A 26,943-nucleotide genomic window follows, 5' to 3' on the forward strand; every position below is an offset into this window, starting at 1 on the left:
GCCCGGCGGCGCGCAACGCGCCGTCTTCCGCCCCCCGGAGATGAGGAGACAGAGTGATCATGAAGACCAAGCTGATGGCCGTCGCGGCCGCCGCGATCCTGGCTGCGCCGCTCGCGCACGCCGAGAAGATCGGCGTGACGATGGCGTCGTTCGACGACACGTTCCTGACGATCCTGCGCAACAGCATCAACGACGCAGCGAAGAAGGACGGTGCGACGGTGCAGATCGAGGACGGCGGCAACGACGTCGGCAAGCAGTTGAGCCAGGTTCAGAACATGATCGCGCAGAAGGTCGACGCGATCATCGTGAACGCGGTCGACACCGATGCGACGCCGAAGATCACGAAGATGGCGACGGCGGCGAAGATCCCGCTCGTCTACGTGAACCGCAAGCCGGTCGATTTCGACAAGCTGCCGGCCGGCGTCGCGGTCGTCGCGTCCGACGAGAAGCAGTCGGGCACGCTGCAGGCGCGCCAGGTGTGCAAGCTGCTCGGCGGCAAGGGCGACCTGCTCGTGCTGATGGGCGAGCTGTCCAACGAATCGGCGCGCGCCCGCACCAAGGACATCGAGGACGTGATCGCGACGAAGGACTGCTCGGGCATGAAGATCGTCGACAAGCGCGAAGGCAAGTGGAGCCGCACGCAGGGCCAGGACATCACGATGAACTGGCTGAGCTCCGGGACCAAGTTCGATGCGATCGTGTCGAACAACGACGAAATGGCGATCGGCGCGATCAACGCGCTGAAGGCCGCGCGCAAGTGGACGCCGAAGACCGTCGTCGCCGGCATCGACGCGACGCCGGACGGCCTCGCATCGATGAAGAGCGGCGAGCTGAAGGTGTCCGTGTACCAGAACGCGATCGGGCAGGGCGCGCAGTCGGTTGCCGCCGCGCTGAAGCTTGCGAAGAAGCAGCCCGTCGACCGTTTCGTGAACGTGCCGTTCGAGCTCGTGACGCCCGAGAACATGAACCAGTACGCCAAGCACTGACCGGCTTTTCCGTTGAACTGCGCGGGCCCGGCCTGGCCGGGCTCGCGCGACTTGTCGAGGAACGTCCATGTTTACAGCCAGGATCGCGCGCCCGATGGCCGGCGTCGACGCGCCGGCCGCTTCATCCGGAGGATCGCCCGGCGCATCCGGGTCGTCCGGCTCGCGGGCTCCTTCCGTGGCCGACTGCGTGCTCGAGGTGCGCGGCGTCGGCAAGTCCTTTCCCGGCGTCGTCGCGCTCGACGGCGTGCAGTTCCGCGTGCGCCGCGGCACCGTCCATGCACTGATGGGCGAGAACGGCGCGGGCAAGTCGACGCTGATGAAGATCATCGCGGGCGTCTACACGCCCGATCAGGGCGAGATCCTGATCAACGGCGAACCCGTCGTGCTGAACGGCCCGCTCGATGCGCTCGACCGCGGGATCGCGATGATCCACCAGGAACTCAACCTGATGCCGTACATGACGGTCGCGGAGAACATCTGGATCCGCCGCGAACCGAAGAACCGTTTCGGCCTGATCGATCACGCGGAGCTGCGCCGCCGCACGGCCGCGCTGTTCGAGCGGCTGTCGATCGACATCGATCCGGAAACCGACGTGCGCACGCTGACGGTCGCGAGCCGGCAGATGGTCGAGATCGCGAAGGCCGTGTCGTTCGACTCGGACGTGCTGATCATGGACGAGCCGACGTCGGCGCTGACCGACAAGGAAGTCACGCACCTGTTCCGGATCATTCGCCAGCTGCGCGAGCAGGGCAAGGGCATCGTCTACATCACGCACAAGATGAACGAGCTGTTCGAGATCGCCGACGAGTTCTCGGTGTTCCGCGACGGCAAGTACATCGGCACGCATGCGTCGAGCGACGTCACGCGCGACGACATCATCCGCATGATGGTCGGGCGCGAGATCACGCAGATGTTCCCGAAGGAAGAGGTGCCGATCGGCGACGTCGTGCTGTCGGTGAAGAATCTCGCCGTCGACGGCGTGTTCCGCGACGTGAGCTTCGAGCTGCGTGCAGGAGAAATTCTCGGCGTCGCGGGCCTGGTCGGCTCGGGGCGCTCGAACGTCGCTGAGGCGCTGTTCGGCGTCGTGCCAGCCACGTCGGGCGAGATCCGGATCGACGGCAAGCCGGTGCGGATCGCGACGCCCGCGCAGGCGATGAAGCACGGGATGGCGTTCCTGACCGAGGACCGCAAGGACAGCGGCTGCTTCCTGAATCTCGACCTGCTCGCGAACATGGAAGCGGCGGTGCTCAGCAACCGCTACGTGAAGTTCAATTTCGTGCAGCAGGCGCAATTGAAGCGCGACTGCGAGGAAATGAGCCGGATGCTGCGCGTGAAATCGCCCGGCCTGCACGAGGAAATCCAGAACCTGTCGGGCGGCAACCAGCAGAAGGTGCTGATCGGGCGCTGGCTGCTCACGCAGCCGCGCATCCTGATCCTCGACGAACCGACGCGCGGCATCGACGTCGGCGCGAAGGCCGAGATCCACCGGCTCGTCAGCGCGCTCGCCGGCAAGGGCGTCGCGGTGCTGATGATCTCGTCGGAGATGCCGGAGGTGCTGGGGATGAGCGACCGCGTGATGGTGATGCACGAAGGGCGCATGACCGGCATCGTCGAACGCAAGGACGCCGACCAGGTCCGCATCATGGATCTCGCGTCGCGTTGAGCCGAAACAAGATTGGAGACAAAGCAATGGGCAACCTGAACCCGGTCGCGGACGCGCAGACCATGACAATCAAGACGCGGCACACGAAGTGGCCGCCCGAGCTGAGCATCTTTCTCGTGCTGGTCGGCATCAGCCTGTTCTTCGAGATCGTCGGCTGGATCGTCGTCGGCCAGAGCTTCCTGCTCAACGCCGAGCGGCTCGAGATCATCGTGCTGCAGATGGCCGTGATCGGCATCATCGCGGTCGGCGTGAACCTCGTGATCATCACCAGCGGGATCGACCTGTCGTCGGGGTCGGTCGTCGCGGCGGCCGCCGTCGTGTCGGCGAGCCTCGCGCAGGTGTCCGACTTCCCGCGCGCGGTGTTCCCGCACCTGACCGACCTGCCGATCATCTGGCCGGTGCTGGCCGGCGTGTGCGTCGGGCTGCTGGTCGGCCTGCTGAACGGTTCGCTGATCGCGATGACGGGCATTCCGCCGTTCATCGCGACGCTCGGCACGATGGTCGCCGCACGCGGGTTCGCGAAATGGTTCACCAACGGGATGCCGGTGTCGATGCTGACCGACCAGTTCGCGGCCATCGGCGCGGGTGCCAATCCGGTGATCATCTTTCTCGTGATCGCCGCGATCTTCCACGTCGTGCTGCGCTACACGCGCTTCGGCAAGTACACCTATGCGATCGGTGCGAACCGCCACGCGGCCGTCGTGTCGGGCATCAACGTCACGCGTCACCTGGTGTTCGTCTATGCGATCGCGGGCCTGTTGAGCGGGATCGCCGGCACCGTGACGGCCGCGCGCGCGATCTCGGGCCAGTCGGGCATGGGCGTGATGTACGAGCTCGATGCGATCGCCGCGGTCGTGATCGGCGGCACGTCGCTGTCGGGCGGCCTCGGCCGCGTGACGGGCACCGTGATCGGCGTGCTGATCCTCGGCGTGATGACGTCGGGCTTCACGTTCATCCGCATCGACGCGTATTACCAGGAGATGGTCAAGGGCGCGATCATCGTCGCGGCCGTGATCGCCGACCAGTATCGCAACAAGAAGAAGCGTCGCTGACCCTGCCTGTCCGACCGGAATCCGATATCGACAAGGATGCCTTATGAAGATCGCGCTGGACCCCTACATGATTCGCCACCTGCCGCTCGACCGGCTGCCGCACGCGGTGGCCGAGCTCGGCTACGACCAGATCGAGCTGTCGCCGCGCAGCGATTTCCTCGACTGGTGGGTGATGCCGCGCGCGACGCGCGAACGCATGGCCGCGTTTCGCCAGGCGATGCGTGCGAGCGGTGTCGGCCTCGCGTCGCTGCAGCCGATGTACCGCTGGGCGAGTCCGTTCGAGGACGAGCGTCAATGGGCCGTGCGCTGCTGGAAGAAGGCGATCGAGGTCGCGGTCGAAATGGAGTGCGCGCTGATGGTGTCCGAGTTCGGGCGCGGCGCGTCGCCGGAGCGCTCGGTCGGCGAGCGGCCGGGCGCGAACCCGAAGGAGCTGTGCGAAGCCGCGTGGTTCCGGTCGATGGACGAGCTGCTGCCGATTCTCGAACGCGAGGGCATCGTGCTGTCGGTCGAGCCGCATCCGGAGGACTGGATCGAGCAGTTGCAGCCGGCGATCGACATCGTGACGAACCTCGGCTCGCCGTCGCTGAAGCTGTCGTATATCGCGCCGCACACGTTCTACTACGGCGACGACATGGCCGCGATGATCGCGCAGGCCGCACCGATCCTCGCGCACGTGCGCGTGGCCGACACCTTCGACCACCGCAAGAGCAGCCAGCTGCGCTACATCGTGAACCCGCCGGGTTCGAACCAGATCCGCGTGCACCAGCATCTCGACATCGGGCAGGGCGAGATCGACTGGGACGTGTTTTTCCGCGCGCTCGGCGCCGCGGGCTTCGACGGCGTGATGTCGTCGTGCGTGTTCGCGTGGGAGGACCGCGCGGAAGCATCGTCGCGCTACATGCGCGACACGATGCAGCGCTACGTCGATCGTCATTTCGATCGCACGGCACGCTGAACGAATACCGACCGGCGCGGCACGGGCCGCGCCGCTGATGAACGACTGGAGACCCCTAGATGACCTTGCAAATCGGCGTGATCGGCTGCGGCGCGATCGGCCAGGACCATATCCGCAGATTGACTCGCACGCTGTCCGGCGCGCGCGTCGTAGCCGTCAACGACATCGATCCGCAGCAGGCGCGCGATGCGGTGACGAAGTACGGGCTCGATGCCGAGATCTACGGCGATGGCCATGAAGTGGTCGCGGCCGCCGACGTGCAGGCCGTGCTCGTCACGTCGTGGGGGCCGACCCACGAAGCGTTCGTGCTCGACGCGATCGCGCACGGCAAGCCCGTGTTCTGCGAGAAGCCGCTCGCCGTGACGGCCGACGGCTGCATGCGGATCGTCGAAGCGGAAGTCGCGCACGGCAAACGGCTCGTGCAGGTCGGCTTCATGCGGCCGTACGACGAAGGTTATCGCGCGCTGAAGCGCGTGATCGACAGCGGCGAGATCGGCGCGCCGCTGATGCTGCATTGCGCGCACCGCAACCAGTCGGTCGGCGAGCGCTACACGACCGACATGGCGATCACCGACACGCTGATCCATGAGCTCGACGTGCTGCGCTGGCTGCTCGGCGAGGATTACGCGAGCGCGCAGGTCGTCTATCCGAAGAAGACGCGCCATGCGTCCGCGCATCTCGCCGATCCGCAGATCGTGCTGCTGGAAACCGCGAGCGGCGTGCGCATCGACGTCGAGATCTTCGTGAACTGCCAGTACGGCTACGACATCCAGTGCGAGGTGGTCGGCGAGCAGGGCATCGCGAAGCTGCCGGATCCGCCGGCCGTGGGGCTCAAGCGCGCCGCGCAGCAATCGGTCGACATCATGACCGACTGGAAGGAGCGCTTCATCGCGTCGTACGACGTCGAGCTGCAGGCGTTCATCGACGGCGTGCGGCAGGGTGCGCTGACCGGCCCGTCGGCCTGGGACGGCTACGCGGCGGCGGTCGCGGCCGACGCATGCGTGCGGGCGCAAAAGAGCGGCGCGGTCGAACCGATCGCGATGGCCGAGCGCCCCGCGTTCTATCGCGGCTGAACCGTGGCCGCGTCGCGACAACTCGTGCGGCCGCGCGCCGCTTTCCTGCCGGACTGACCGACATGACGATGAAGATTGGTTGTGCCCCGTGCTGCTGGGGCGTTGACGACGTGAAGAACCCGAACCTGCCGCCGTGGCGGCACGTGCTGGCCGAGGCCGCGCAGGCCGGCTACTCGGGCATCGAGCTCGGGCCGTACGGCTATATCCCGCTCGAGTTCGACGTGGTGAGCGCCGAGCTCGAGCGGCAGCGCCTGAGCATCACCGCCGGCACGATCTTCGACGATCTCGTATCGCCGGAGAACCTGCCGAACCTGCTGCGCCAGACGCGCGAGATCTGCGCGCTGATCACGCGGCTGCCGAAGCTGCCGACGCAGGACGGCCAGCGCTATGCGGCGCCGTACCTGGTCGTGATGGACTGGGGGCACGAGGAACGCGATTATGCGGCCGGCCACGCCGATCGCGCGCCGCGGCTGTCCGGCGAACGCTGGGCGCGGATGGTCGACCACATCCGGCAGATCGCGACGATCGCGCGCGACGAGTTCGGCGTGCGCGCGGTGATCCATCCGCATGCGGGCGGCTACATCGAGTTCGCGGACGAGATCGACCGGATCGTCGCCGACCTGCCGGCCGACACGGTCGGCCTCTGTCTCGACACGGGCCACCTGTACTACTCGGGCATGGACCCGGAAGCCTGGCTGCGCCGCCATGCGGCGCGCGTCGACTACGTGCATTTCAAGGACATCGACAAGGCCGTGTACGACGCGGTGATGGGCGAGCACATCGCATTCTTCGCCGCATGCGCGCGCGGCGTGATGTGCCCGATCGGCACCGGCGTGCTCGACTACCGGTCGATCCGGCGCGCGCTCGACGACATCGGCTACGCGGGCTACATCACGATCGAGCAGGAACGCGATCCGCGCAATGCGGGCACGAGCCTGCGCGACGTCGCCGCGAGCCGCGCGTTTCTCGCGTCGGCCGGCTTCGCATGAACATCCGCATGAACGCCTGAACCACCGAAACCCTGAACACGGACCAGGAACACCACCATCATGATTGACGGACAGATTCTGCTTGGACACTCGATTCGCTGGGGCATGGTCGGCGGCGGGCTCGGCAGCCAGATCGGCTACAGCCACCGGTCGGCCGCGTTGCGCGACGGCAGCTTCGAGCTGGTCGCCGGCGCGTTCGACATCGATCCCGAACGCGGCCGCCAGTTCGGCGTGAAGCTCGGCGTCGCGGCCGAGCGCTGCTATCCCGACTACGCGACGATGTTCGACGCCGAGGCGCGCCGCCCGGACGGCATTCGCGCGGTGTCGATCGCGACGCCCAACAACACGCACTTTGAGATCTGCCGCGCCGCGCTGAACGCGGGGCTGCACGTGGTCTGCGAGAAGCCGCTGTGCTTCACGACCGACGAGGCCGAGACGCTGCAGCGGCTGTCGGTCGAGAAGAACCGGATCGTCGGCGTCGCATACGGCTATTCGGGCCACCAGATGATCGAACAGGCGCGCGAGATGATCGCGCGCGGCGATCTCGGCGAGATCCGCATCGTGCAGATGCAGTTCGCGCACGGTTTCCACAGCGATGGCGTCGAGGCCGCGAGCGCGGCCGCGCGCTGGCGCGTCGACCCGAAGTTCGCGGGCCCGAGCTACGTGCTCGGCGATATCGGCACGCATCCGCTGTACATCTCCGAGGTGATGGCGCCCGAGCTGAAGATCCGGCGGCTGATGTGTTCGCGGCAGAGCTTCGTGAAGAGCCGCGCGCCGCTCGAGGACAACGCGTTCACGATCATGGAATACGACACGGGCGCGATCGGCTACGTGTGGTCGAGCGCGGTGAACGCAGGTTCGATGCACGGCCAGAAGGTGCGCGTGATCGGTTCGAAGGCGAGCGTCGAATGGTGGGACGAGCATCCGAACCAGTTGCGCTACGAAGTGCAGGGGCAGCCCGCGCAGGTGCTCGATCGCGGGATGGGGTATCTGCATCCGAATGCGTTGCGCGAGGATCGCATCGGGGCCGGGCATCCGGAAGGGTTGTTCGAGGCGTGGTCCAATCTCTATCAGCGCTTCGCACTCGCGATGGACGCGGCCGATCGCGGCGACGCCGCGGCGCTGAAGGGCATCCGCTTTCCGGACGTCCACGCGGGCGTCGAGGGCGTCCGATGGGTCGAGAACTGCGTGCGTTCTGCCGACGCGGGCGGCGTATGGGTCGACTATCGTTGAGCAGGGCAGGCCGGATGCGGCGCACTGCGCGCCGCTTCGCGCCGGCCGTCGGCCCCGATAGTCTCGGTAGACACCCTAATCTTTACGACGCCGCGAGAGCGTTGGACAATCGTTTCCAGTCTTGCCGTGGAGCGTGTGCAGGTGATGATCGAGCGCGTGGGAGCGAAACGCGCGGCGCGGGCCGTGCCGCAAACGTGATTAAATTCGCCCTTCATGCATGTATCCAGGTGAGCCTCGGGCCGCGTCCGTCAGCATCGCGCGCGCACCGGGGCCGTCAACTTCGCGCCATCCGATGAGTTCATCCGAGAAACCTCCTGCCACCGTCGAGCAGTTCCTGCAGCACCTGACGCGGGAATACGACGGCCTCAGCAATCGCCTGAAGGTCATTGCGCGCCACGTGGAAACGCATCGGGACCAGTTGGGCCTGGAAGGCATCCAGTCGCTCGCGGAGGCGTGCGGCGTGCAGCCGTCGGCGGTCGTGCGCTTCGCGAAGCATTTCGGTTTCTCCGGCTTCTCCGAGATGCAGCGGCTGTTCCGCGAAGGGCTCGCGCAGCAGATCGCGCCGGGGCGCGCATACAACCTGCGGCTGCGCGACGTGATCGAATCGGGCTCGTCGAGCCTGCAGCCCGAGCAGATCGCCGACGAATTCATCAAGGGCAGCATTGCCGGGATGCAGCAGTTGCGGCAGACGCTCGACCCGCAGGCGCTCGCGCAGGCCGTCGAGCTGCTCGCCGACACGCAGGCGATCTGGATCGCCGGCTCGCGGCGCGCGTTTCCGATCGCCGTGTATCTCGACTACGCGCTGCAGCACACCGACAAGCGCATCGGGCTGTTCAGCGCGCTCGGCAGCATGCATCTCGGGCAGATCCGGTCGGTGCGCAACGGCGACGTGATGATCGTCATCTCGTTCATGCCGTATGCGGACGAGACCGTGCAGGTCGCGCAGCAGGCCGCACAGCGCGGCGCGCGCCTGATCGCGATCACCGACAGCCGGATGAGCCCGCTCGCGCGGGAGGCCGAGGTGACGCTGATGGTGCAGGACAGCGAGACGTTCGGGTTCCGTGCGCTGACGGCCACGATGGGCCTCGCGCAAAGCCTGTTCGTCGCGCTCGCGTACCGGCTCGAGCTGTCGTACCTGCCGACCGCCGACGGTGCGCACGGCAAGAAGGCCGGCTGACGCATTCTGCCGGCGCACCGCCCGCCGATCGATCAGGCGGGCGGCGCACCGGCCGGCTTACTTCGCGGTCGGCATCGCGAATTCGGCGCCCTTGCCGATGCTCGACGACCAGCGCTGCATCACCGACTTCTGGCGCGTGTAGAAGCGCACGCCTTCCTCGCCGTACGCATGCATGTCGCCGAACAGGCTCTTCTTCCAGCCGCCGAAGCCGTGCCATGCCATCGGCACCGGAATCGGCACGTTGATGCCGACCATGCCGACCTGGATGCGCCGCGCGAATTCGCGCGCGATGCCGCCGTCGCTCGTGAAGCACGACACACCGTTGCCGAATTCGTGCGCGTTGATCAGGTCGACCGCTGCGCCGAAATCCTTCACGCGCACGCAGCCGAGCACGGGCCCGAAGATTTCTTCCTTGTAGATCCGCATGTCGGGCGTCACGTGATCGAACAGCGTGCCGCCGGTGAAGAAGCCTGCCTCGCGGCCCGGCACGCGCAGCCCGCGCCCGTCGACCACCAGTTGCGCGCCTTCGCTCACGCCTTGCTCGATATAGCCTTCGATGCGCTTCAGCGCTTCGCCGGTGACGATCGGGCCCATCTCGACTTCCGGCTGCATGCCGTCGCCGATCACCAGCTTGCGTGCGCGCTCGGCGACCGCCGGCACGATCCGGTCGGCCACGTCGCCGACCAGCACCGCGATGCTGATCGCCATGCAGCGTTCGCCGGCCGAGCCGTACGCGGCGCCGATCAGCGCGTCGACCGCCTGCTCGATGTTCGCATCGGGCATCACGACGAGATGGTTCTTCGCGCCGCCGAGCGCCTGCACGCGCTTGCCCGACTGCACCGCGCGCTGCTGCACGTAGGCCGCGATCGGCGTCGAGCCGACGAAGCTGACGGCTTGCACGTCCGGGTGGTCGAGCAATGCGTCGACCGCGCCCTTGTCGCCCTGCACGACGTTGAACACGCCGGCCGGCAGCCCGGCCTGCGTGAGCAGGTCGGCGATGAACAGCGCCGCCGACGGGTCGCGCTCGCTCGGCTTCAGCACGAACGTGTTGCCCGTCGCGATCGCGACCGGGAACATCCAGCACGGCACCATGCACGGGAAGTTGAACGGCGTGATGCCCGCGACCACGCCGAGCGGCTGGCGCATCGTCCAGTTGTCGATGCCGGTGCTGACCTGGTCGGTGAAGTCGCCCTTCAGCAGCTGCGGCACGCCGCACGCGAATTCGACGATGTCGATGCCGCGCGCGACTTCGCCCTGCGCGTCGGAGAACACCTTGCCGTGCTCGGCCGTGATGATCGCCGCGAGCGTGTCGCGGTGCTCGTTCATCAACTGCAGGAAGCGGTGCAGCACGCGCGCGCGGCGGATCGGCGGCGTCTCGGCCCAGGCCGGGAACGCGGCGTGGGCCGATGCGACGGCCCGCTGCACTTCGCTGTTGTCCGCGAGCGCCACGCGGCGCACCGCGCGGCCGAGCGCCGGGTTGAGGACGTCCTGGAAGCGGCCGCTGCGGCCGGCGACGGGCGCGCCGTCGACATAGTGGCCGACGTCGGCGTCGGACGTGTACGCGGGAACCGGATTCATCGTGTCTCCTGGGGATGAGGGGGAACGGAACCTAGTCTAGGGAAACCTGCGGCGCGGGAGAAGGCCGCGAAACTTGATTCACTGTTCAGAATTCTGAATAATCGACGGATGAATCAGCAAAATGTCCAGGCGCTCTGGCCGCATATCCATTCGCTGACGGTACTCGCCGCGGCCGGCAGTTTCACGGCCGCCGCGCAGCGGCTCGGCATCAGCAAGGCCGCGATGAGCCAGCGCATCGCCGATCTCGAAAAGGCGGCCGGCGTGCCGCTCGTGCGCCGCACGACGCGCAGCGTGCGGCTTACCGACGCGGGCCAGACGCTCGTCGACAGCACGCGCGACGCGTTCGAGTCGATCGGGCAGCATTTCGCGCGCGTGAAGGACCTGGCCGGCGAGCCGCGCGGCCTGCTGCGCGTGACGGCGCCGGTCGCGCTCGGGCGCCAGCAGGTCGTGCCGCACCTGCCCGATTTCCTGCGGCAGCATCCGGGCGTGCACATCGAGCTCGACCTGTCGGATCGGCTGCATTCGCTGACGCAGGAAGGCTTCGACCTCGCGATCCGCCATACGACCACCGCGCCGCAGACCCACGTCGCGTGGAAGCTGTGCGACACGCGCTCGCTGCTCGTCGCGAGCCGCGACTACCTCGACGCGCGCGCCGCGCCGCGGCACCCGAGCGAACTCGTCGACCACAGCTGCCTGTGCTACCTGCGCGACAACGAACCGGCCGCATGGAGCTTCGAGCCGGACGGCCGGCGGCGCCAGCGCGTGAGCGTGCCGGTGCGCGGCAGCTTCGCGGCGAACAACAGCGAGGCGATGCGCGAGGCCGCGCTCGGCGGGCTCGGCATCGCGCTGCTGCCCGATTTCAGCGCGCGGCGCGATCTCGACGCCGGCCGGCTCGTCGCGCTGCTCGACGGCTGGCGGCCGTCGGGCGCGTTCGGCGACCACATCTTCGCGATCCGCCCGTACAGCCCGGTCGTGCCGAGCGCGGTGCGCGCGCTCGTGCGGCACCTGCGCGACCGGCTCGCGGGCGGCTTCTCAGGCACGTGACGCCGGTGCCCGCGGCGCCGGGCCGCGGGCTACCCGGGCGGGCAGGGCGGCGCTGCGGTAAAATCGCGGCTTCCTCCCGCGCCTCGTGTGGCGTGACATTCGAAGGTCGACAGCCGATGCAGATTCACAAGGAAGTGGACGCGCGCGGGCTCAATTGCCCGTTGCCGATCCTGCGTGCCAAGAAAGCGCTTGCCGATATGGAAAGCGGGCAGATCCTCAAGGTGCTCGCGACCGATCCCGGCTCGCAGCGCGATTTCGCCGCGTTCGCGAAGCAGACGGGCAACGAGATCGTCGAATCGACGACGCAGGACAAGACCTTCGTGTTCCTGATGCGCCGCCGCTGACGGCCCGCATCGCGCGCCCGGCCGCGGCGTCCGCTCGCGGTGCGCGGGCCGGCAACGCCCGGCGCCGGCCGGTCGAGCCTCTGACAATTCTTAAACCTCGCTTCGTGACTGGCTGCGTATACTGACCCGGCCGGTCGTCCGCTCCCAGCGGAGGTGTCGGCCGCGGTACGTCGTATGGCGGGCACGGGGGCCATGCCTGACGCTGCCGTCGTACAACGGGGAGAGGACATGTCCTTCAGACCAGGGACCCTTCGAAGTCCGTCCGGAGCGGAATGCATTGCGCCCGAGCGTGCGTCGGAATTGAGCCGTATCGAGCTCGATCCGCAGCAGGATCGCCACGCGCGTGCCGCGCTGGAGGCCTACGCGGATTCGGCCGCGGCCGAGATGCCGTGGCTGGCCGAGTGGCTCGACGAACGGCTGCGCGATGCCGCACAGGACGACGGCTCGGGCCTGACCTACTGCGGTGCGACGATCGAACGCGTGTTCGATCTGGCGCAGGCATGGGCGGCGGGCCAGCCGGACTACGCGGCCAGCGCGTGGGAGCGCGTGCGCGGGCAGTTGCAGCGGATGCTTGCGCAACCGGCGCTGTCGCAACCGCTGGTGCAACGCTTGTCGACCGACGATTTCACCGAAACGGTGGCGGGCGCCGATTAGGCGTCAGATTGCGCGACAGGAAGGATTATTCGAAGAAAGAACGGTAGTCCGCGCAATTTCTTGGCGAATTTCATACTACTATGATGAAATCGCCGGTTCGTCCGCGCCCCGTTTTTGAGATATTTAGCCGGGGTCGCCGGTTTGCGCAGGTGGCGCGAGCGGCGAACGACGGCTCGCCGGCCCGTATCCGGAAGGAAGCCGCGCGCGTTGCGCTGCGAGGTGGGTGCGGGGAGCTGAACTGGACGAATCGATTTCGATTTGCGGGGTGCTATGAGAATTGCTGTACTGGATGACGATCCGGCCCAGACGGATTTCGTCAGTCAAACGCTGACGGCCGTTGGCCATACGTGCTACGCGTTCAAGGAAGGCAAGGCCCTGAAGAAGCGTCTGCAGCGCGAAACGTTCGATCTGCTGGTGCTCGACTGGAACGTGCCCGACATGTCCGGCGAGGAAGTGCTCAAGTGGGTGCGCGCCAACCAGACCGAGCACAGCCTGCCGATCATCTTCATGACGAGCCGCGACGACGAGGCGGGGATCACGCAGATCCTCAACGCCGGCGCCGACGACTACGTGGTCAAGCCCGTGTCGGGCCCGATCCTGCGCGCGCGCATCGGCTCGCTGCTGCGCCGCGCGTATCCGGTCAACGCCGAGGCGACCGTTCGCGAATTCGATCAATTCCGTTTCGACGTGAACCTGAAGCAGGCCTACGTCGGCGACAAGCCCGTGAGCCTGACGCAGAAGGAATTCGAACTCGCGCTGCTGCTGTTCCAGCATCTCGACCGGCCGCTGTCGCGCGCACACATTCTCGATCTCGTGTGGAAGCAGGCAACCGACATCCCGTCGCGCACGATGGATACGCACATCTCGATGCTGCGCACCAAGCTCGGCCTGCGGCCCGAAAACGGCTATCGCCTCGCGCCGATCTACGGCTACGGCTACCGGCTCGAGCGGGTCGGCCAGGGAGAACCGGAGTGACCGCGGGAATCTCGCAGCGTACGGCAAACCTGCGCACGATGGCGCTGCGCACGGCCTGCGCGGTCACGTTTGCAGTCGCCGCGCAGCATGCGGCCGCGCAGCCGCCCGCTGCGGCGGGCAAGATGGTCGTCTACCGCACGCAGGCGGGCGACACGCTGTACGACGTCGCCGCGCGCTACCTGCAGGGCGCGGACGACTGGCAACTGCTCCAGCAGATCAACGGCGTGCCCGCGCCGAAGCACCTGCAGCCCGGCATCGCGCTGAAGCTGCCGGTCGCGCGCCTGCGCAAGGAAAAGCTGACCGCGCGCGTCGTCGCGGTGCAGGGCACGGCAGAGCGCGCGTCCGGCGACGCGTACGCGCCGCTGGCGAACGATGCGACGCTCGTCGAGGGCGACCGCGTGCGCACGGGTGCGAATGGCTTCGTAACGCTCGAACTCGCCGACGGCACGCACATGAGCCTGCCGCCCGACAGCCAGCTCGACTTGAAGGCGCTGCGCCGCACCGTGCTGACCGGCGCGCTCGATCGCCAGTTCGAACTCACGCGCGGCTCGGTCGACAGCGAAGTCACTCATCTGAAGAAACGCGACGACCGCTTCCAGATCCGCTCGCCGTCGGTCGTGGCCGGCGTGCGCGGCACGCGCTTTCGTGTGAACTACGACGCGGCCGGCAATGCGTCGACGCGCGTCGAAGTGCTCGACGGCACCGTCGGCGTCGCGGGCGGCCGGCAATCGGCCAAGCCGACGCTCGTGCATGCGAACTTCGGCAGCGTCGCGACGTCGTCCGGTGCGGTCGGCGCGCCCGTCGCGCTGCCGGCCGCGCCGGCGCTCGCGCATCCCGACAAGGTGCAGGACGAACCCGACGTCGCGTTCGACGTCGTGCCGCAGGCGAACGCGCATGCGTATCGCGTGCAGCTCGCGCACGATGCGGGGCTGCTCGACCTGTTCCGCGAAACGCGTACCGATTCGCCGCGCGCGGTCTTCCGCGACGTACCGAACGGGAACTACTTCGTGCGGATCGCCGCGATCGATGCCAACGGCCTCGAGGGGCTGCCGCGCACCTATGCGTTCGAGCGTCGCGTGATGGGGCTCGACGCGAGCGCGTCGCCCGGTGCGGATGGCTACGAGTTCCGCTGGTCGCCGAACGGTTCGGGCAAGGACGCGCGCTACCGGTTCGTGCTGTCGCGCTCGAAGGACCTGAGCGCGCCGGTCGTCGACCAGGTCGGCCTGCATGCGCGCCAGATCACCGTCGCGCACCTGCCGCCGGGCGATTATTTCTGGGCGGTGACCGTCGAGGAGTTCGAAGGCGGCAAGTTCTACGAGAAGACCAGTCCGGTCAGCGCGTTCACGCTGTCGCGCTGACCCGCGGCGCATGAAACCCGGCTCCGTTTCCCCACGGCGGCACCTCGGCCGCCGCTTCCTGATCGAATGGATCGCGATCGGCTGCCTCGGGATCGCGGTGATCCTCGCGTGTGCGCTCGGCCGCCTGTCGTCGAGCGTCGACGGGCTGATCTACGACCGGCTGCTGATGCTGCGCAGCCTGCCGCTGTCGCCCGACGTGGTCGTCGTCGACATCGACAACCAGAGCGTATCGGCGCTCGGCCGCTGGCCGTGGCCGCGCGACGTGCATGCGCGGCTGCTCGACACGCTGGCGCGCGCGCAGCCGGCCGCCGTCGTCTACGACGTGCTGTTTACCGAACCGTCGTCGGAGGATCGCGCGTTCGCGGACGCGATGAGCCACGTGCCGACCTTCCTGCCGGTGCTGCTGAGCCCCGAGCAGGCGGACGGCACGCGTACCGTCGATCCGCCGGTGGCCGCGCTCGCGGCGCGCGCGACGGGGCTCGGTCACATCAATCTCGAAGTCGATCGCGACGGCATCGTGCGCAGCGTCGCGCTGTTCGAAAGCGACGGCCGCGTGCGCTGGCCGCAACTGATGGTGCCCGTGTACCGCGCGATCCAGGCCGGCCGGCTGCATCCGGCCGGCGGCGCGCCGGGCGCGAACGCGCACGACCTGTCGCGCGACGCGGCCGGCGAGGGCCGCTACCTGATTCCGTTCAGCCGCAACACGCCCGAGTATCCGACGCTGTCGTTCGACGACGTGCTCGAAGGGCGCGTGAAACCCGACGCGCTGCGCGGCAAGATCGTCGTCGTCGGCGTGACCGCTTCCGGGCTGTACGACCGCTTCGCGACGCCCGTATCCGGCGATTTCGGCCCGCTCGCCGGCGTGTATATCCACGCCAACGTGCTCGACATGCTGGCGACCGGCAGCGCGATCTCGCCGGCATCGCGCGCGGGGCTGTTCGCCGCGTCGCTGCTGCCGCTCGCCGCGCTGCTGGGCGGCTTCCTGATGCTGTCGCCGTGGCGCGCGCTGCTGCTGACGCTGAGCCTCGCCGCGCTCGCCGTCGTCGCGAGCATGGCGCTGCTGTTCGAGGCGCGCATCTGGCTGTCGCCGGCGCCGGCGATCTTCGGGCTGATCGCCGTCTACCCGATCTGGAACTGGCGGCGCCTCGAAATGACGATGTCGTACCTGCGCCGCGAACTGCAGCGGCTCGCCGACGAGCCGCACCTGCTGCCCGAGGCGCCGCGCACGCGCAGCGTCGGCGGCGACGTGCTCGAGCGCCAGATGGCGCTGATGGCGCAAGCCGCGCAGCGCGTGCAGGACATGAAGCGCTTCGTGTGGGACAGCCTCGACAGCATGCCCGAGCCGATCTTCGTGACCGACCTGGCCGGCACCGTGCTGATCGCGAACCATGCGGCGAAGCGCTACGGGTCGCGGCTTGCGCTGCCGCTGCCGGAAGGGCGGCCGCTGCGCACCGCACTCGGCGAGCTGACGTTCATGAAGACCGTCGACGGCAACGCCGAACACGATGCGGCGATCCGCGAGCACTGGCCGGCCGCGCTCGACCCGACGCTCGAGGCCGAGCACGACGCGATGGCGCGCGGCATCGAGGTGCGCGACCGCGACGGGCTCGACCATCTGTTACGCTACGCCGCCTGCACGAATGCGCAGGGCCGCGTGACGGGCTGGATTGCCGGCCTCGTCGACGTGACCGAACTGCACGCGGCCGAGCGGCATCGCGAGGAAGCGCTGCACCTGCTGTCGCACGACATGCGCTCGCCGCAGGCTTCGATCCTCGCGCTCGTCGAGATCGAGCGCGACCGCGTCGAGACCGATGCGATGCGCGGGCTGCTCGCGCGGGTCGAGCGCTACGCGCACCGCGCGCTGTCGCTTGCCGACGAGTTCGTGCAGCTGGCGCGCGCGGAGTCGCAGGCGTACCAGCTCGAAGTGACGAGCCTCGTCGACGTGCTGATCGATGCAAGCGACGAGGTATGGCCACAGGCGCAGGCGAAGCACATCCGCATCGACACCGAGGTCGGCACCGACATGTGCTGGGTGCGCGCGGACCGCTCGCTGATCACGCGCGCGTTCGTGAACCTGCTGAACAACGCAGTCAAATACAGTCCGTCCGACACCGTGATCACGTGTACGCTGACGGTCGAGCACGCGTCGAAGCGGATGTTCTGTACGATTCGCGATCAGGGGTACGGCATTGCGCCGGAAGATCAGCGGCATCTGTTCGAGCGTTTCAAGCGGTTCCATGCCGGCGAGCGGCCCGAGATCCCGGGTTCCGGGCTCGGCATGGCATTCGTGAAGACGGTCGTCACGCGCCATGGGGGCAGCGTGTCGGTCGACAGCGAAGTGGGTGTCGGCACCGCGGTGACGGTGTCGCTGCCCGCGATCGACGAGCCGTCCGCCTGACAGGGCCGGGCGCGACGGCAGGACTGGGGAAAGCCATGAGAAAGGAATGGGCAGCGACCGCGCTGGCGGCGTCGTTGTTGACGGGTTGCGCCGGCGTGACGAGCGGCGTGAGTGCGGTCGGGCAGCCGAATGCATTTGCAGCCGGCGCGCACGGCTACGATTTCGTCCGGACGGCCGCGCAGGCCGACGATGCCGAATACCGGCAGGTCGAGGCGCTCGTGCGCGACGAACTCGCGCGCCGCGGCTTCGACGCGCAGCCGCTCAAGGACGCGCGCTACCGGCTGTCGATCGCCTATGCGACGCAGCCGGCGGCGGTCGCGGCCATCGCCGACCAGTGCGGCGCCGCGAGCAGCGCGTGCGTGACGGTGGACGGGCCGTCGCCGTTCGCGCTGCCGTTCGCGGGTGGCGTGTATCGCCACGTGCTGACGCTGCGTTTCGTCGATGCGCAATCGGGCGCCGACGTCTATCGCGTGACGGCCGCGCTGCGCGATCGCGAACCGGGCACGCAGCAGGCCGCGCCGGCGCTCGTGAAGAGCGCGCTCGCGAAGGTGCCGTTCGGCGATGGCGGCGGCTGGCTCGTGAAGACGAAAAAAGACGACGCGGGCGGGATGCCGGGCGTCGTCTCGGTGAAGCCGGCCGAAGCGCGCTGAGCGCCGGCCGGTGAGGTGAGGGCGGGCCCGCCGGGGCGAGCCCTTGCCGCGCTCAGGCGGCCGGTTGCGCGCCGCCGCGCGTGCGCAGGTATTCGTCGAATTCCGCGCCGACTTCCGGATGGCGCAGTGCGAATTCGACCGTCGCCTTCAGGTAGCCGAGCTTGCTGCCGCAGTCGTAGCGCGTGCCCTGGTACTTGTAGGCCAGCACCTGTTCGTCGGCGAGCAGTGCCTGGATCGCGTCGGTGAGCTGCAGTTCGCCGCCCGCGCCCGGCTTCAGCGCGCGCAGGTGTTCGAAGATCCGCGGCTTCAGGATGTAGCGGCCGACCACGCCGAGGTTCGACGGCGCGACTTCCGGCGCGGGCTTCTCGACGATCGCCGACATCTTGACGATCGACTCTTCCCATTCCTTGCCGTCGACGATCCCGTACGACTTCGTTTCCGACGGCGGGATCTCTTCGACGCCGATCACCGAGCTGTGATAGTGGTCGAACACGTCGACCATCTGCTTCATCACGGGCGGGTTGCCGTCGAGCAGGTCGTCCGCGAGGATCACCGCGAACGGGTTGTCGGCCACCAGCTTCTCCGCGCACAGCACCGCATGGCCGAGGCCGAGCGCTTCCGGCTGACGCACGTAGAAGCAGTCGACATGGCTCGGCTTGATGCTGCGCACGAGCTCGAGCAGCTTTTCCTTGCCGCGTGCCTCGAGTTCGGCTTCGACCTCGTACGACTTGTCGAAATGATCCTCGATCGCGCGCTTGCTGCGCCCGGTGACGAAAATCATCTCGGTGATGCCCGCGGCGATCGCTTCCTCGACTGCGTACTGGATCAGCGGCTTGTCGACGACCGGCAGCATTTCCTTCGGGCTCGCCTTCGTTGCCGGCAGGAACCGCGTGCCGAGGCCGGCAACGGGGAATACCGCCTTGGTGACTTTCAACATGATCGAACCTTTATTCCTGTAATCGACTTGTCAGACGATGTATGTTCACGTCCGCATTATAGTGAACGCAAACGGCCTTACGGTTTGTTACGCAGGCAACCGATCGAGCTGCGCACGCAGTTTCTCGAGCGTGCTCTGGAATTCGGCGACGCGCTTCTGCTCCTGTTCGACCACGGCCGGCGGCGCTTTCGCGACGAATGCCTCGTTGCCGAGCTTCGCGTTGCACTTCGCGATCTCGCCCGTCAGGCGCGCGATTTCCTTCGACAGGCGCTCGCGTTCGGCCGCGACGTCGATTTCCACCTTCAGCACCAGCTTGTTCGGGCCGACGATCGCGATCGGCGCGCCGTGCGCTTCCTTGTCGAGCGTCGCTTCGTCCGCGAGGATCTGCACTTCCGACAGGCGCGCGAGCGCCTGGACGTACGGCGCGAACGAGCGCAGGCGCTCGGCATCGCCGGCCGCGAGCAGCGGCACCTTCGTCGCCGGCGACAGGTTCATCTCGCCGCGCAGGTTGCGGCATGCGTCGACGATCGCCTTCAGGTCGGCCGCCCACTGCTCGGACGCCTCGTCGATCTTCTGCAGGTTGGCAACCGGATACGCCTGCGTCATCAGCGACGCTTCGCCCTCGGCCTTGCCTTGCGGATAGCGGCCCGCGAGCGGCGCGACCTTCTGCCAGAGCGCTTCGGTGATGAACGGGATGACCGGGTGCGCGAGACGCAGCACCGTCTCGAGCACGCGCAGCAGCGTGCGGCGCGTGGCGCGCTGCTGTTCTGGCGTGCCGTTCTGGATCTGCACCTTCGCGAGTTCGAGATACCAGTCGCAGTACTCGTCCCACACGAACTTGTAGATGCTGGTCGCGACGTTGTCGAAGCGGTAGTCGGCAAAGCCCTTCGCGATATCGGCCTCGGTACGCTGCAGCAGCGACACGATCCAGCGGTCGGCCGCCGAGAAGTCGAGGTAGCCGCCGGGGCCGCAGTCGCCCGCGCCGCAGACTTCCGGCTTGTCGGCGCCGCAGTCGTGGCCTTCGCAGTTCATCAGCACGAAGCGCGTCGCGTTCCACAGCTTGTTGCAGAAGTTGCGATAGCCTTCGCAGCGCGCGAGGTCGAAGTTCACGTTGCGGCCGAGCGTCGCCATCGACGCCATCGTGAAGCGCAGCGCGTCGGTGCCGAACGCGGGAATGCCGTCCGGGAATTCCTTGCGCGTCTTCTTCTCGATCGTCGCGGCCTGCTTCGGATTCATCAGGCCCGTCGTGCGCTTCGCGACCAGCGTCTCGAGATCGATGCCGTCGACGATGTCGATCGGGTCGAGCGTATTGCCCTTGCTCTTCGACATCTTCTGGCCTTCCGCGTCGCGCACGAGGCCGTGCACGTAGACGGTGTGGAACGGCACCTTGCCGGTGAAGTGCGTGGTCATCATCACCATCCGGGCGACCCAGAAGAAGATGATGTCGAAGCCCGTGACGAGCACCGACGACGGCAGGAAGTGCTTCAGTTCAGGCGTCTCGTTCGGCCAGCCGAGCGACGAGAACGGCACCAGCGCCGACGAGAACCACGTGTCGAGCACGTCTTCGTCGCGCTTCAGCGCACCCGTGTAGCCCTGCGCGGCGGCCTTCGCGCGCGCGTCTTCCTCGCTGCGCGCGACGAACACCTCGCCGTTCTCGCCGTACCACGCGGGAATCTGGTGGCCCCACCACAGCTGGCGCGAGATGCACCAGTCCTGGATGTTCTCGAGCCACTGGTAGTAGGTGGTCGTCCAGTTTTCCGGGACGAACTTGATCTGGCCGTTGCGCACGACGTCGAGCGACGTTTCGGTGATCGACTTGCCGGGATTGAACGTGCCTTCCGGTGCCGGCTTCGTCATCGCGACGAACCACTGGTCGGTCAGCATCGGCTCGATCACGACGCCCGTGCGGTCGCCGCGCGGCACCATCAGCTTGTGCGGCTTCACGGAGTCGAGGAAACCCAGCGCGTCGAGATCGGCGACGATCGCCTTGCGCGCGTCGAAGCGGTCGAGGCCGCGATACTGCTCCGGGCCGTTGTCGTTGATCTTCGCGTCGAGCGTCAGGATCTCGATCGGCGCGAGGTTGTGGCGCAGGCCGACCTGGTAGTCGTTGAAGTCGTGCGCGGGCGTGACCTTCACGACGCCCGTGCCGAACTCGCGGTCGACGTAGTCGTCGGCGATCACCGGGATCTCGCGGCCGGTCAGCGGCAGCGTGACGAGCTTGCCGATCAGGTGTGCGTAGCGCTCGTCTTCCGGATGAACCATCAGCGCGACGTCGCCGAGCATCGTCTCGGGGCGGGTGGTCGCGACGGTCAGCGTGCCCGAGCCGTCGACGAGCGGGTAGCGGATGTGCCACAGGTGGCCGTTTTCCTCTTCGCTCGCGACTTCGAGATCCGACACCGCGGTGAGCAGCACCGGATCCCAGTTGACGAGGCGCTTGCCGCGGTAGATCAGGCCCTGTTCATGGAGCGTGACGAACACGTCGCGCACGGCGGCCGACATCTTGTCGTCCATCGTGAAGTATTCGCGCGACCAGTCGGTCGATGCGCCGAGGCGGCGCACCTGGCCCGTGATCGTCGAACCGGACTGCTGCTTCCATTCCCACACGCGCTCGACGAATTTCTCGCGACCGAGGTCGTGGCGCGACACGCCCTGCGCGTCGAGCTGGCGTTCGACGACGATCTGGGTGGCGATCCCCGCGTGGTCGGTGCCGGGCACCCACAGAGTGTTCTCGCCGAGCATCCGGTGATAGCGGGCGAGGCCGTCCATGATCGTCTGGTTGAACGCATGGCCCATGTGCAGCGTGCCCGTCACGTTCGGCGGCGGCAACTGGATCGCGAAATCGGGGCGGGACGGATCGAACGCCGGGGCGGCATAGCCGCGTTTTTCCCACTCCGGCCCCCATTGGGACTCGATGGTATGGGGCTCGAAGCTCTTCGCAAGCGTGTTGTCGCTCATGTTGGAAATCTGCCGAAAAATGCGTGAATTGGATGCCGAATCCGACAATTATAAATGGATGCACATCGACCAGCCATCGCATTGCCGGCGCAGGCTTGTCGCGAAGCGGCCGCAACGCGCTCGAGGCGCTCGACCGAACGGATCGGGAACGGCATCGCGCCGCCGACTTATAATGTCGGGTCCGCATTTTTCTCGCCCGTCCGCCGCCGCTCCATGCCCGATCTGCTCGCCAATCTGAACCCCGAACAACACGCCGCCGTCACGTTGCCGAACGAACCGGCGCTGATCCTCGCAGGGGCGGGCAGCGGCAAGACCCGCGTGCTGATCACGCGCATCGCATGGCTGATCCAGCAGGGCTACGCGTCGCCGCCCACCGTGCTCGCCGTCACCTTCACGAACAAGGCCGCGCGCGAGATGATGGCGCGCCTGTCGGCGATGATGCCGATCGACACGCGCGGGATGTGGATCGGCACGTTCCACGGCCTGTGCAACCGGATGCTGCGCACGCACTGGCGCGATGCCGGCCTGCCGCAGACCTTCCAGATCCTCGATACGGCCGACCAGCTGTCCGCGATCAAGCGGCTGATGAAGGCGGCGAACGTCGACGACGAGAAGTACCCGCCGAAGAACGTCCAGTACTTCATCAACAACGCGAAGGAGCAGGGGCTGCGTCCCGACAAGGTCGACGCGACCGACAGCTTCAACCGCAAGTTCGTCGAGCTGTACCAGGCGTACGACCAGCAGTGCCAGCGCGAGGGCGTCGTCGATTTCCCCGAGCTGCTGCTGCGCTGCTACGAGCTGCTGGCGTACAACGCGCCGCTGCGCGCGCACTACCAGGCGCGCTTCAAGCACATCCTCGTCGACGAGTTCCAGGACACCAACAAGCTGCAATACGCGTGGCTCAAGATGCTCGCGGGCGGCCAGAACGCGATCTTCGCGGTCGGCGACGACGACCAGTCGATCTACGCGTTCCGCGGCGCGAACGTCGGCAACATGCGCGATTTCGAAGACGAATTCCGCGTGCGCAACCTGATCAAGCTCGAGCAGAACTACCGGTCGCACGGCAACATCCTCGATGCGGCGAACCAGCTGATCTCGAACAACGCGCACCGCCTCGGCAAGAACCTGCGCACCGACGCGGGCCACGGCGAGCCCGTGCGCGTGTACGAGGCCAGCACCGATTCGCAGGAAGCCGGCTGGATCGTCGAAGAGATTCGCTCGCTGATCAACACCGGGATGGCGCGCAGCGAAGTGGCCGTCCTGTACCGCAGCAACGCGCAGTCGCGCTCGATCGAGCACACGCTGATGTCGTCGGGCATCCCGTACCGCGTGTACGGCGGCCTGCGCTTCTTCGAGCGTCAGGAAGTGAAGCATGCGCTCGCGTACCTGCGCCTGATCGACAACCCGAACGACGACACGGCGTTCGTGCGCGTGGTGAACTTCCCGACCCGCGGGATCGGCGCGCGCTCGATCGAGCAGCTCGCCGACGCCGCGCGCCTGTACGGCTGCTCGATGGCCGCTGCGATTCCGTACGTGACGGGCAAGGCCGGCACGAGTCTCGGCGGGTTCGCGAACCTGGTCGCGAAGATGCGCGCCGACACGCAGCAGATGAATTTGCCGGACACGGTCGAGTACGTCGTGCGCGCGAGCGGCCTCGCCGATTTCTACCAGGGCGAGCGTGAAGGGCAGGACCGTCTCGAAAACTTGCAGGAACTCGTGAACGCGGCGACCGCATTCGTCGCGGAGGAAGGCTACGGGCTCGACACGCCGGCCCGCTCGATCCCGCTGCGCGCGGGCGCGATCGCGGCGCCCGAACTCGGCGCGGCGACGGACGATCCGGCGGTCGACGTACTCGATCCCGCGTCGCCCGGCGATCCGGCGCAGAACCCCGACACGATGACGCCGCTCGCCGGCTTCCTGTCGCATGCGTCGCTGGAGGCCGGCGACAACCAGGCGCAGGCCGGGCAGGACGCCGTGCAGCTGATGACGGTGCACGCGGCGAAGGGGCTCGAATTCTCGGCCGTGTTCATCACGGGCCTCGAGGAAGGGCTGTTCCCGCACGAGAACAGCGTGCTCGAATCGGACGGCCTCGAGGAGGAGCGCCGGCTGATGTACGTCGCGATCACGCGCGCGAAGGAGCGGCTCTATCTGTCGTTCGCGCAGAGCCGGATGCTGCACGGCCAGACGCGCTACAACGTGCGCTCGCGCTTCTTCGACGAATTGCCGGAGCACGTGCTGAAGTGGCTGACGCCGAAGGTCGAGGCCGGTTCGCGCTGGGGCGGGCGTTCGGACAACGCGGGATACGGGCGCGACTGGTTCGCGCGGCCGGGCGGCGGCAGCCGCGAGCAGATCGTCGATGCGGCGGTGTCCGCGCCACTGCCGGCGTTCGCGGACAAGCAGCGCGCGGCCGGCGCCGGCTTTCGGGTCGGCCAGCAGGTGTTCCATACCAAGTTCGGCGAAGGCACGGTCACCGCGCTCGAAGGCAGCGGCACCGATGCGAAGGCGCAGGTGAAGTTCAAGCGGCACGGCGAGAAGTGGCTCGCGCTCGCGGTCGCGAAACTGCAGGCGGTGGAATGATGAGCATCGACATGGTTGATATGCCTGCGACGCGCCCGCTCGGCATTCTGGCCGCGCTGCCCGAGGAACTCGGCGACCTGATCGCCGCGATGCGCGCCGACGGCGCGATGAAGACGATCACGTTCGGCCGCCGCGATTACCACGTCGGCACCGTGCACGGCGCGGCCTGCGTCGTCACGCTCGCGCGGGTCGGCAAGGTCGCGGCCGCCGCGACGGTCAGTGCGCTGATCCATGTGTTCGGCGTGGCGGGCGTCGTGTTTACCGGCGTCGCGGGCGGTGTGTCGAGCGCGGTGCGCGTCGGCGACGTCGTCGTGGCCGACATGCTGCTGCAGCACGATCTCGACGCATCGCCGCTCTTTCCGCGCTACGAGGTGCCGCTGCTCGGCATCACGCGCTTCGCGACCGACGCGGCACTGACGGCCCGTCTCAGGGCCGCGTGCATGCTGTTCGTCGCGGAAGAGGGCGCGTTGTTCGCCGAGCGCTTCGGGCTCGCCGGCGCGACGCTGCACGCAGGGCTCGTCATCAGCGGCGACCGCTTCGTGTCGAGCGAGCGCGAGGTCGTCACGCTGCGCGATGCGCTGCCGGACGCGCTCGCGGTCGAAATGGAAGGCGCGGCGATCGCGCAGGTGTGCGCGGAGCACGACGTGCCGTTCGCGCTGGTGCGCACGATCTCCGATACGGCCGACGATCATGCGACGCAGTCGTTCTCGCACTTCCTGTCGGCGATCGCGAGCAGCTATTCGTCCGGCATCCTCAAGCGTTTCCTGACGCTGCATGCGGCGACGGCGGCCTGAAGCCGCCGTCGTTTTCTCCGTACAAGCCTTTGAGCCGGCCGCGGCGAGCACGCCGCGGCCGGCTTGTCACGCCTTCTTGCGCCGGCTGCTTTCGAGGTTCGGCAGGAACACCGTCAGCACGCCGATCAGCGGCAGGAACGAACACACCTTGTAGACGAACGTGATGCTCGTCGCGTCGGCGAGCTGGCCGAGCACGGCCGCGCCGACGCCGCCGAGGCCGAACGCGAAGCCGAAGAACAGGCCCGCGACCATCCCGACCTTGCCGGGCATCAGTTCCGTCGCATAGACGAGGATCGCGGCGAACGCCGACGCCAGCACGATGCCGATGATCACGGTCAGCACGCTCGTCCAGAACAGGTTCGCGTACGGCAGCAGCAGCGTGAACGGCGCGACGCCGAGGATCGACACCCAGATCACGTACTTGCGGCCGATCCGGTCGCCGACCGGCCCGCCGATCAGCGTGCCGGCCGCCACGGCCGAGAGGAACACGAACAGGTGGATCTGCGCGGCCTGCACCGACAGGTGGAACTTGTCGATCAGGTAGAACGTGAAATAGCTGTTGATGCTCGCGAGGTAGAAGTACTTCGAGAACACGAGCAGCACCAGCACGCCGATCGCGCCGATCACGCGGCCGCGCGACAGCGTCGGGTGGCCGGCCGCCGCGGCCTTCTTCTTCATCGACGGATGCTTCTTGTACCAGTGGCCGATCTGCGTGAGCACGACCATCGCGACGAGCGCGGCCGCGGAGAACCACGCGATGCTGTGCTGGCCGTGCGGAATGATCACGAGCGCGGCGAGCAGCGGCCCGAGCGCGGAACCCGCGTTGCCGCCGACCTGGAACACCGACTGCGCGAGCCCGTGCTGGCCGCCCGACGCCATCCGCGCGACGCGCGACGATTCGGGATGGAACACCGACGAGCCGCAGCCGACCAGCGCCGCGGCCGCCAGCAGCATCGGAAAGCTCGTCGCGACCGACATCAGCAGCAGCCCCGCGAGCGTGAAGCCCATGCCGACCGGCAGCGAATACGGCTTCGGACGCTTGTCGGTATAGAGGCCGATGAGCGGCTGCAGCAGCGACGCGGTGATCTGGTAGGTGAGCGTGATCAGGCCGATCTGCGCGAACGACAGCGCGAACTGGCTCTTGAGCATCGGATAGATCGCGAGGATCAACGACTGGATCATGTCGTTGAGCATGTGCGAGAAGCTGATCGCGCCGAGCACCGGATAGACGGTGCGCGATGCGGGGGGCGCGGACGGCTGCGCGGCGGCTGCGCCGGCGGCTCCGGTGTCGAGGCTGGTTTCCATGTGAGCTGAACGAGTTGAGGTAACGGGCGCGCTCTGATGGGGATCGGCGCGTTTGGAATCGTTGATGCGTCAAAGAAGTGTAATGTGGCGCATCAGGAATGTCAGGCCAAGTTTTATCGCGAATCGGACATTCATCCGACAGATCGGCCGTTACCCGTTTTTTTGACCGGGTATAACGCTGGCGGCGCGTCTGCCTGATTGCGAGGCCGCGCCGGAGCCCGGTTGCGTGTTTTACCGGACTCAAGA

21 protein-coding genes are annotated in these 26,943 nt (G+C 67.6%); 17 read left to right on the forward strand and 4 right to left on the reverse strand.

All coding sequences use genetic code 11. The annotated features are described in order from the left end of the window. Positions 1-59 precede the first annotated feature (59 nt). The 8 genes from KVT39_RS24735 to KVT39_RS24770 all read left to right on the forward strand — a co-directional run bounded on the left by KVT39_RS24735 (position 60) and on the right by KVT39_RS24770 (position 9,128). Positions 60-986 (forward strand): sugar ABC transporter substrate-binding protein, encoded by a 927-nt coding sequence (locus tag KVT39_RS24735; RefSeq protein WP_034183372.1) that lies wholly within the window; start codon positions 60-62, stop codon positions 984-986. Between the two features lie 67 nt (positions 987-1,053). Continuing rightward, a complete protein-coding gene (locus KVT39_RS24740) occupies positions 1,054-2,649 on the forward strand; it encodes a sugar ABC transporter ATP-binding protein (protein ID WP_217590424.1) in 1,596 nt (531 codons plus the stop codon). 26 nt (positions 2,650-2,675) lie between these two features. Beyond that, positions 2,676-3,701 carry an ABC transporter permease gene (locus KVT39_RS24745; protein WP_034183374.1) on the forward strand — a complete coding sequence of 342 codons (1,026 nt, stop codon included), beginning with the start codon at positions 2,676-2,678 and terminating at the stop codon, positions 3,699-3,701. 43 nt (positions 3,702-3,744) lie between these two features. Continuing rightward, a complete protein-coding gene (locus tag KVT39_RS24750) occupies positions 3,745-4,656 on the forward strand; it encodes a sugar phosphate isomerase/epimerase family protein (RefSeq protein ID WP_034183375.1) in 912 nt (303 codons plus the stop codon). 59 nt (positions 4,657-4,715) lie between these two features. Continuing rightward, entirely contained in the window at positions 4,716-5,729 is a 1,014-nt protein-coding gene (locus KVT39_RS24755) for a Gfo/Idh/MocA family protein (protein ID WP_034183376.1), read from the forward strand. A gap of 62 nt (positions 5,730-5,791) precedes the next feature. Beyond that, positions 5,792-6,718, forward strand: coding sequence for a TIM barrel protein (locus KVT39_RS24760; RefSeq protein ID WP_217590425.1), 927 nt, complete (start codon positions 5,792-5,794; stop codon positions 6,716-6,718). A 60-nt stretch (positions 6,719-6,778) separates the two neighbouring features. Further along, a complete protein-coding gene (locus tag KVT39_RS24765) occupies positions 6,779-7,951 on the forward strand; it encodes a Gfo/Idh/MocA family protein (RefSeq protein ID WP_217590426.1) in 1,173 nt (390 codons plus the stop codon). A gap of 292 nt (positions 7,952-8,243) precedes the next feature. Further along, positions 8,244-9,128 (forward strand): MurR/RpiR family transcriptional regulator, encoded by an 885-nt coding sequence (locus KVT39_RS24770; RefSeq protein WP_034183379.1) that lies wholly within the window; start codon positions 8,244-8,246, stop codon positions 9,126-9,128. Positions 9,129-9,185: 57 nt separating this feature from the next. Here KVT39_RS24770 and KVT39_RS24775 read toward each other — a convergent pair whose 3' ends face one another. Continuing rightward, entirely contained in the window at positions 9,186-10,706 is a 1,521-nt protein-coding gene (locus tag KVT39_RS24775; RefSeq protein ID WP_034183380.1) for a CoA-acylating methylmalonate-semialdehyde dehydrogenase, read from the reverse strand. A 108-nt stretch (positions 10,707-10,814) separates the two neighbouring features. Between KVT39_RS24775 and KVT39_RS24780 the strand changes: the two genes are divergently transcribed. The 7 genes from KVT39_RS24780 (at position 10,815) to KVT39_RS24810 (ending at position 18,129) form a co-directional block, all read left to right on the forward strand. After that, entirely contained in the window at positions 10,815-11,750 is a 936-nt protein-coding gene (locus KVT39_RS24780) for a LysR family transcriptional regulator (protein WP_217590427.1), read from the forward strand. Between the two features lie 116 nt (positions 11,751-11,866). After that, positions 11,867-12,094 carry a sulfurtransferase TusA family protein gene (locus KVT39_RS24785; protein ID WP_006402122.1) on the forward strand — a complete coding sequence of 76 codons (228 nt, stop codon included), beginning with the start codon at positions 11,867-11,869 and terminating at the stop codon, positions 12,092-12,094. 228 nt (positions 12,095-12,322) lie between these two features. Continuing rightward, positions 12,323-12,748: a peptidase gene (locus KVT39_RS24790; RefSeq protein WP_105390692.1), complete on the forward strand. Its 426-nt coding sequence runs from the start codon at positions 12,323-12,325 to the stop codon at positions 12,746-12,748. A 270-nt stretch (positions 12,749-13,018) separates the two neighbouring features. Continuing rightward, entirely contained in the window at positions 13,019-13,723 is a 705-nt protein-coding gene (locus tag KVT39_RS24795; RefSeq protein WP_034183383.1) for a response regulator transcription factor, read from the forward strand. Continuing rightward, positions 13,720-15,081: a FecR domain-containing protein gene (locus KVT39_RS24800; RefSeq protein ID WP_034183384.1), complete on the forward strand. Its 1,362-nt coding sequence runs from the start codon at positions 13,720-13,722 to the stop codon at positions 15,079-15,081. Before KVT39_RS24795 ends, KVT39_RS24800 begins: the two co-directional genes overlap by 4 nt. A gap of 10 nt (positions 15,082-15,091) precedes the next feature. After that, on the forward strand, positions 15,092-17,479 hold the full coding sequence (locus KVT39_RS24805; protein WP_217590428.1) for a CHASE2 domain-containing protein: 2,388 nt from the start codon (positions 15,092-15,094) through the stop codon (positions 17,477-17,479). A gap of 35 nt (positions 17,480-17,514) precedes the next feature. Continuing rightward, positions 17,515-18,129 carry a DUF4136 domain-containing protein gene (locus tag KVT39_RS24810; protein ID WP_175749975.1) on the forward strand — a complete coding sequence of 205 codons (615 nt, stop codon included), beginning with the start codon at positions 17,515-17,517 and terminating at the stop codon, positions 18,127-18,129. A 52-nt stretch (positions 18,130-18,181) separates the two neighbouring features. Here KVT39_RS24810 and galU read toward each other — a convergent pair whose 3' ends face one another. Together galU and KVT39_RS24820 are read right to left on the reverse strand one after the other, a co-directional pair. After that, positions 18,182-19,066, reverse strand: a complete 885-nt coding sequence (gene galU / locus KVT39_RS24815; RefSeq protein ID WP_034183387.1) for a UTP--glucose-1-phosphate uridylyltransferase GalU — start codon at positions 19,064-19,066, stop codon at positions 18,182-18,184. 87 nt (positions 19,067-19,153) lie between these two features. After that, entirely contained in the window at positions 19,154-22,021 is a 2,868-nt protein-coding gene (locus KVT39_RS24820; protein WP_217590429.1) for a valine--tRNA ligase, read from the reverse strand. Positions 22,022-22,234: 213 nt separating this feature from the next. On the opposite strand from KVT39_RS24820, the gene KVT39_RS24825 reads away from it, so the two are divergent. Both KVT39_RS24825 and KVT39_RS24830 read left to right on the forward strand, forming a co-directional pair. Then, on the forward strand, positions 22,235-24,598 hold the full coding sequence (locus KVT39_RS24825) for a UvrD-helicase domain-containing protein (protein WP_034183475.1): 2,364 nt from the start codon (positions 22,235-22,237) through the stop codon (positions 24,596-24,598). Beyond that, complete coding sequence (locus KVT39_RS24830; protein WP_034183389.1) at positions 24,595-25,392, forward strand: 5'-methylthioadenosine/adenosylhomocysteine nucleosidase; 798 nt, start codon at positions 24,595-24,597, stop codon at positions 25,390-25,392. Before KVT39_RS24825 ends, KVT39_RS24830 begins: the two co-directional genes overlap by 4 nt. Before the next feature lie 66 nt (positions 25,393-25,458). Here KVT39_RS24830 and KVT39_RS24835 read toward each other — a convergent pair whose 3' ends face one another. Further along, positions 25,459-26,697, reverse strand: coding sequence for an MFS transporter (locus KVT39_RS24835; protein ID WP_217590430.1), 1,239 nt, complete (start codon positions 26,695-26,697; stop codon positions 25,459-25,461). Between the last annotated feature and the right edge of the window lie 246 nt (positions 26,698-26,943).

It is taken from the genome of Burkholderia sp. GbtcB21 (genome assembly GCF_019091065.1).
GTDB lineage: Bacteria > Pseudomonadota > Gammaproteobacteria > Burkholderiales > Burkholderiaceae > Burkholderia > Burkholderia pyrrocinia_C.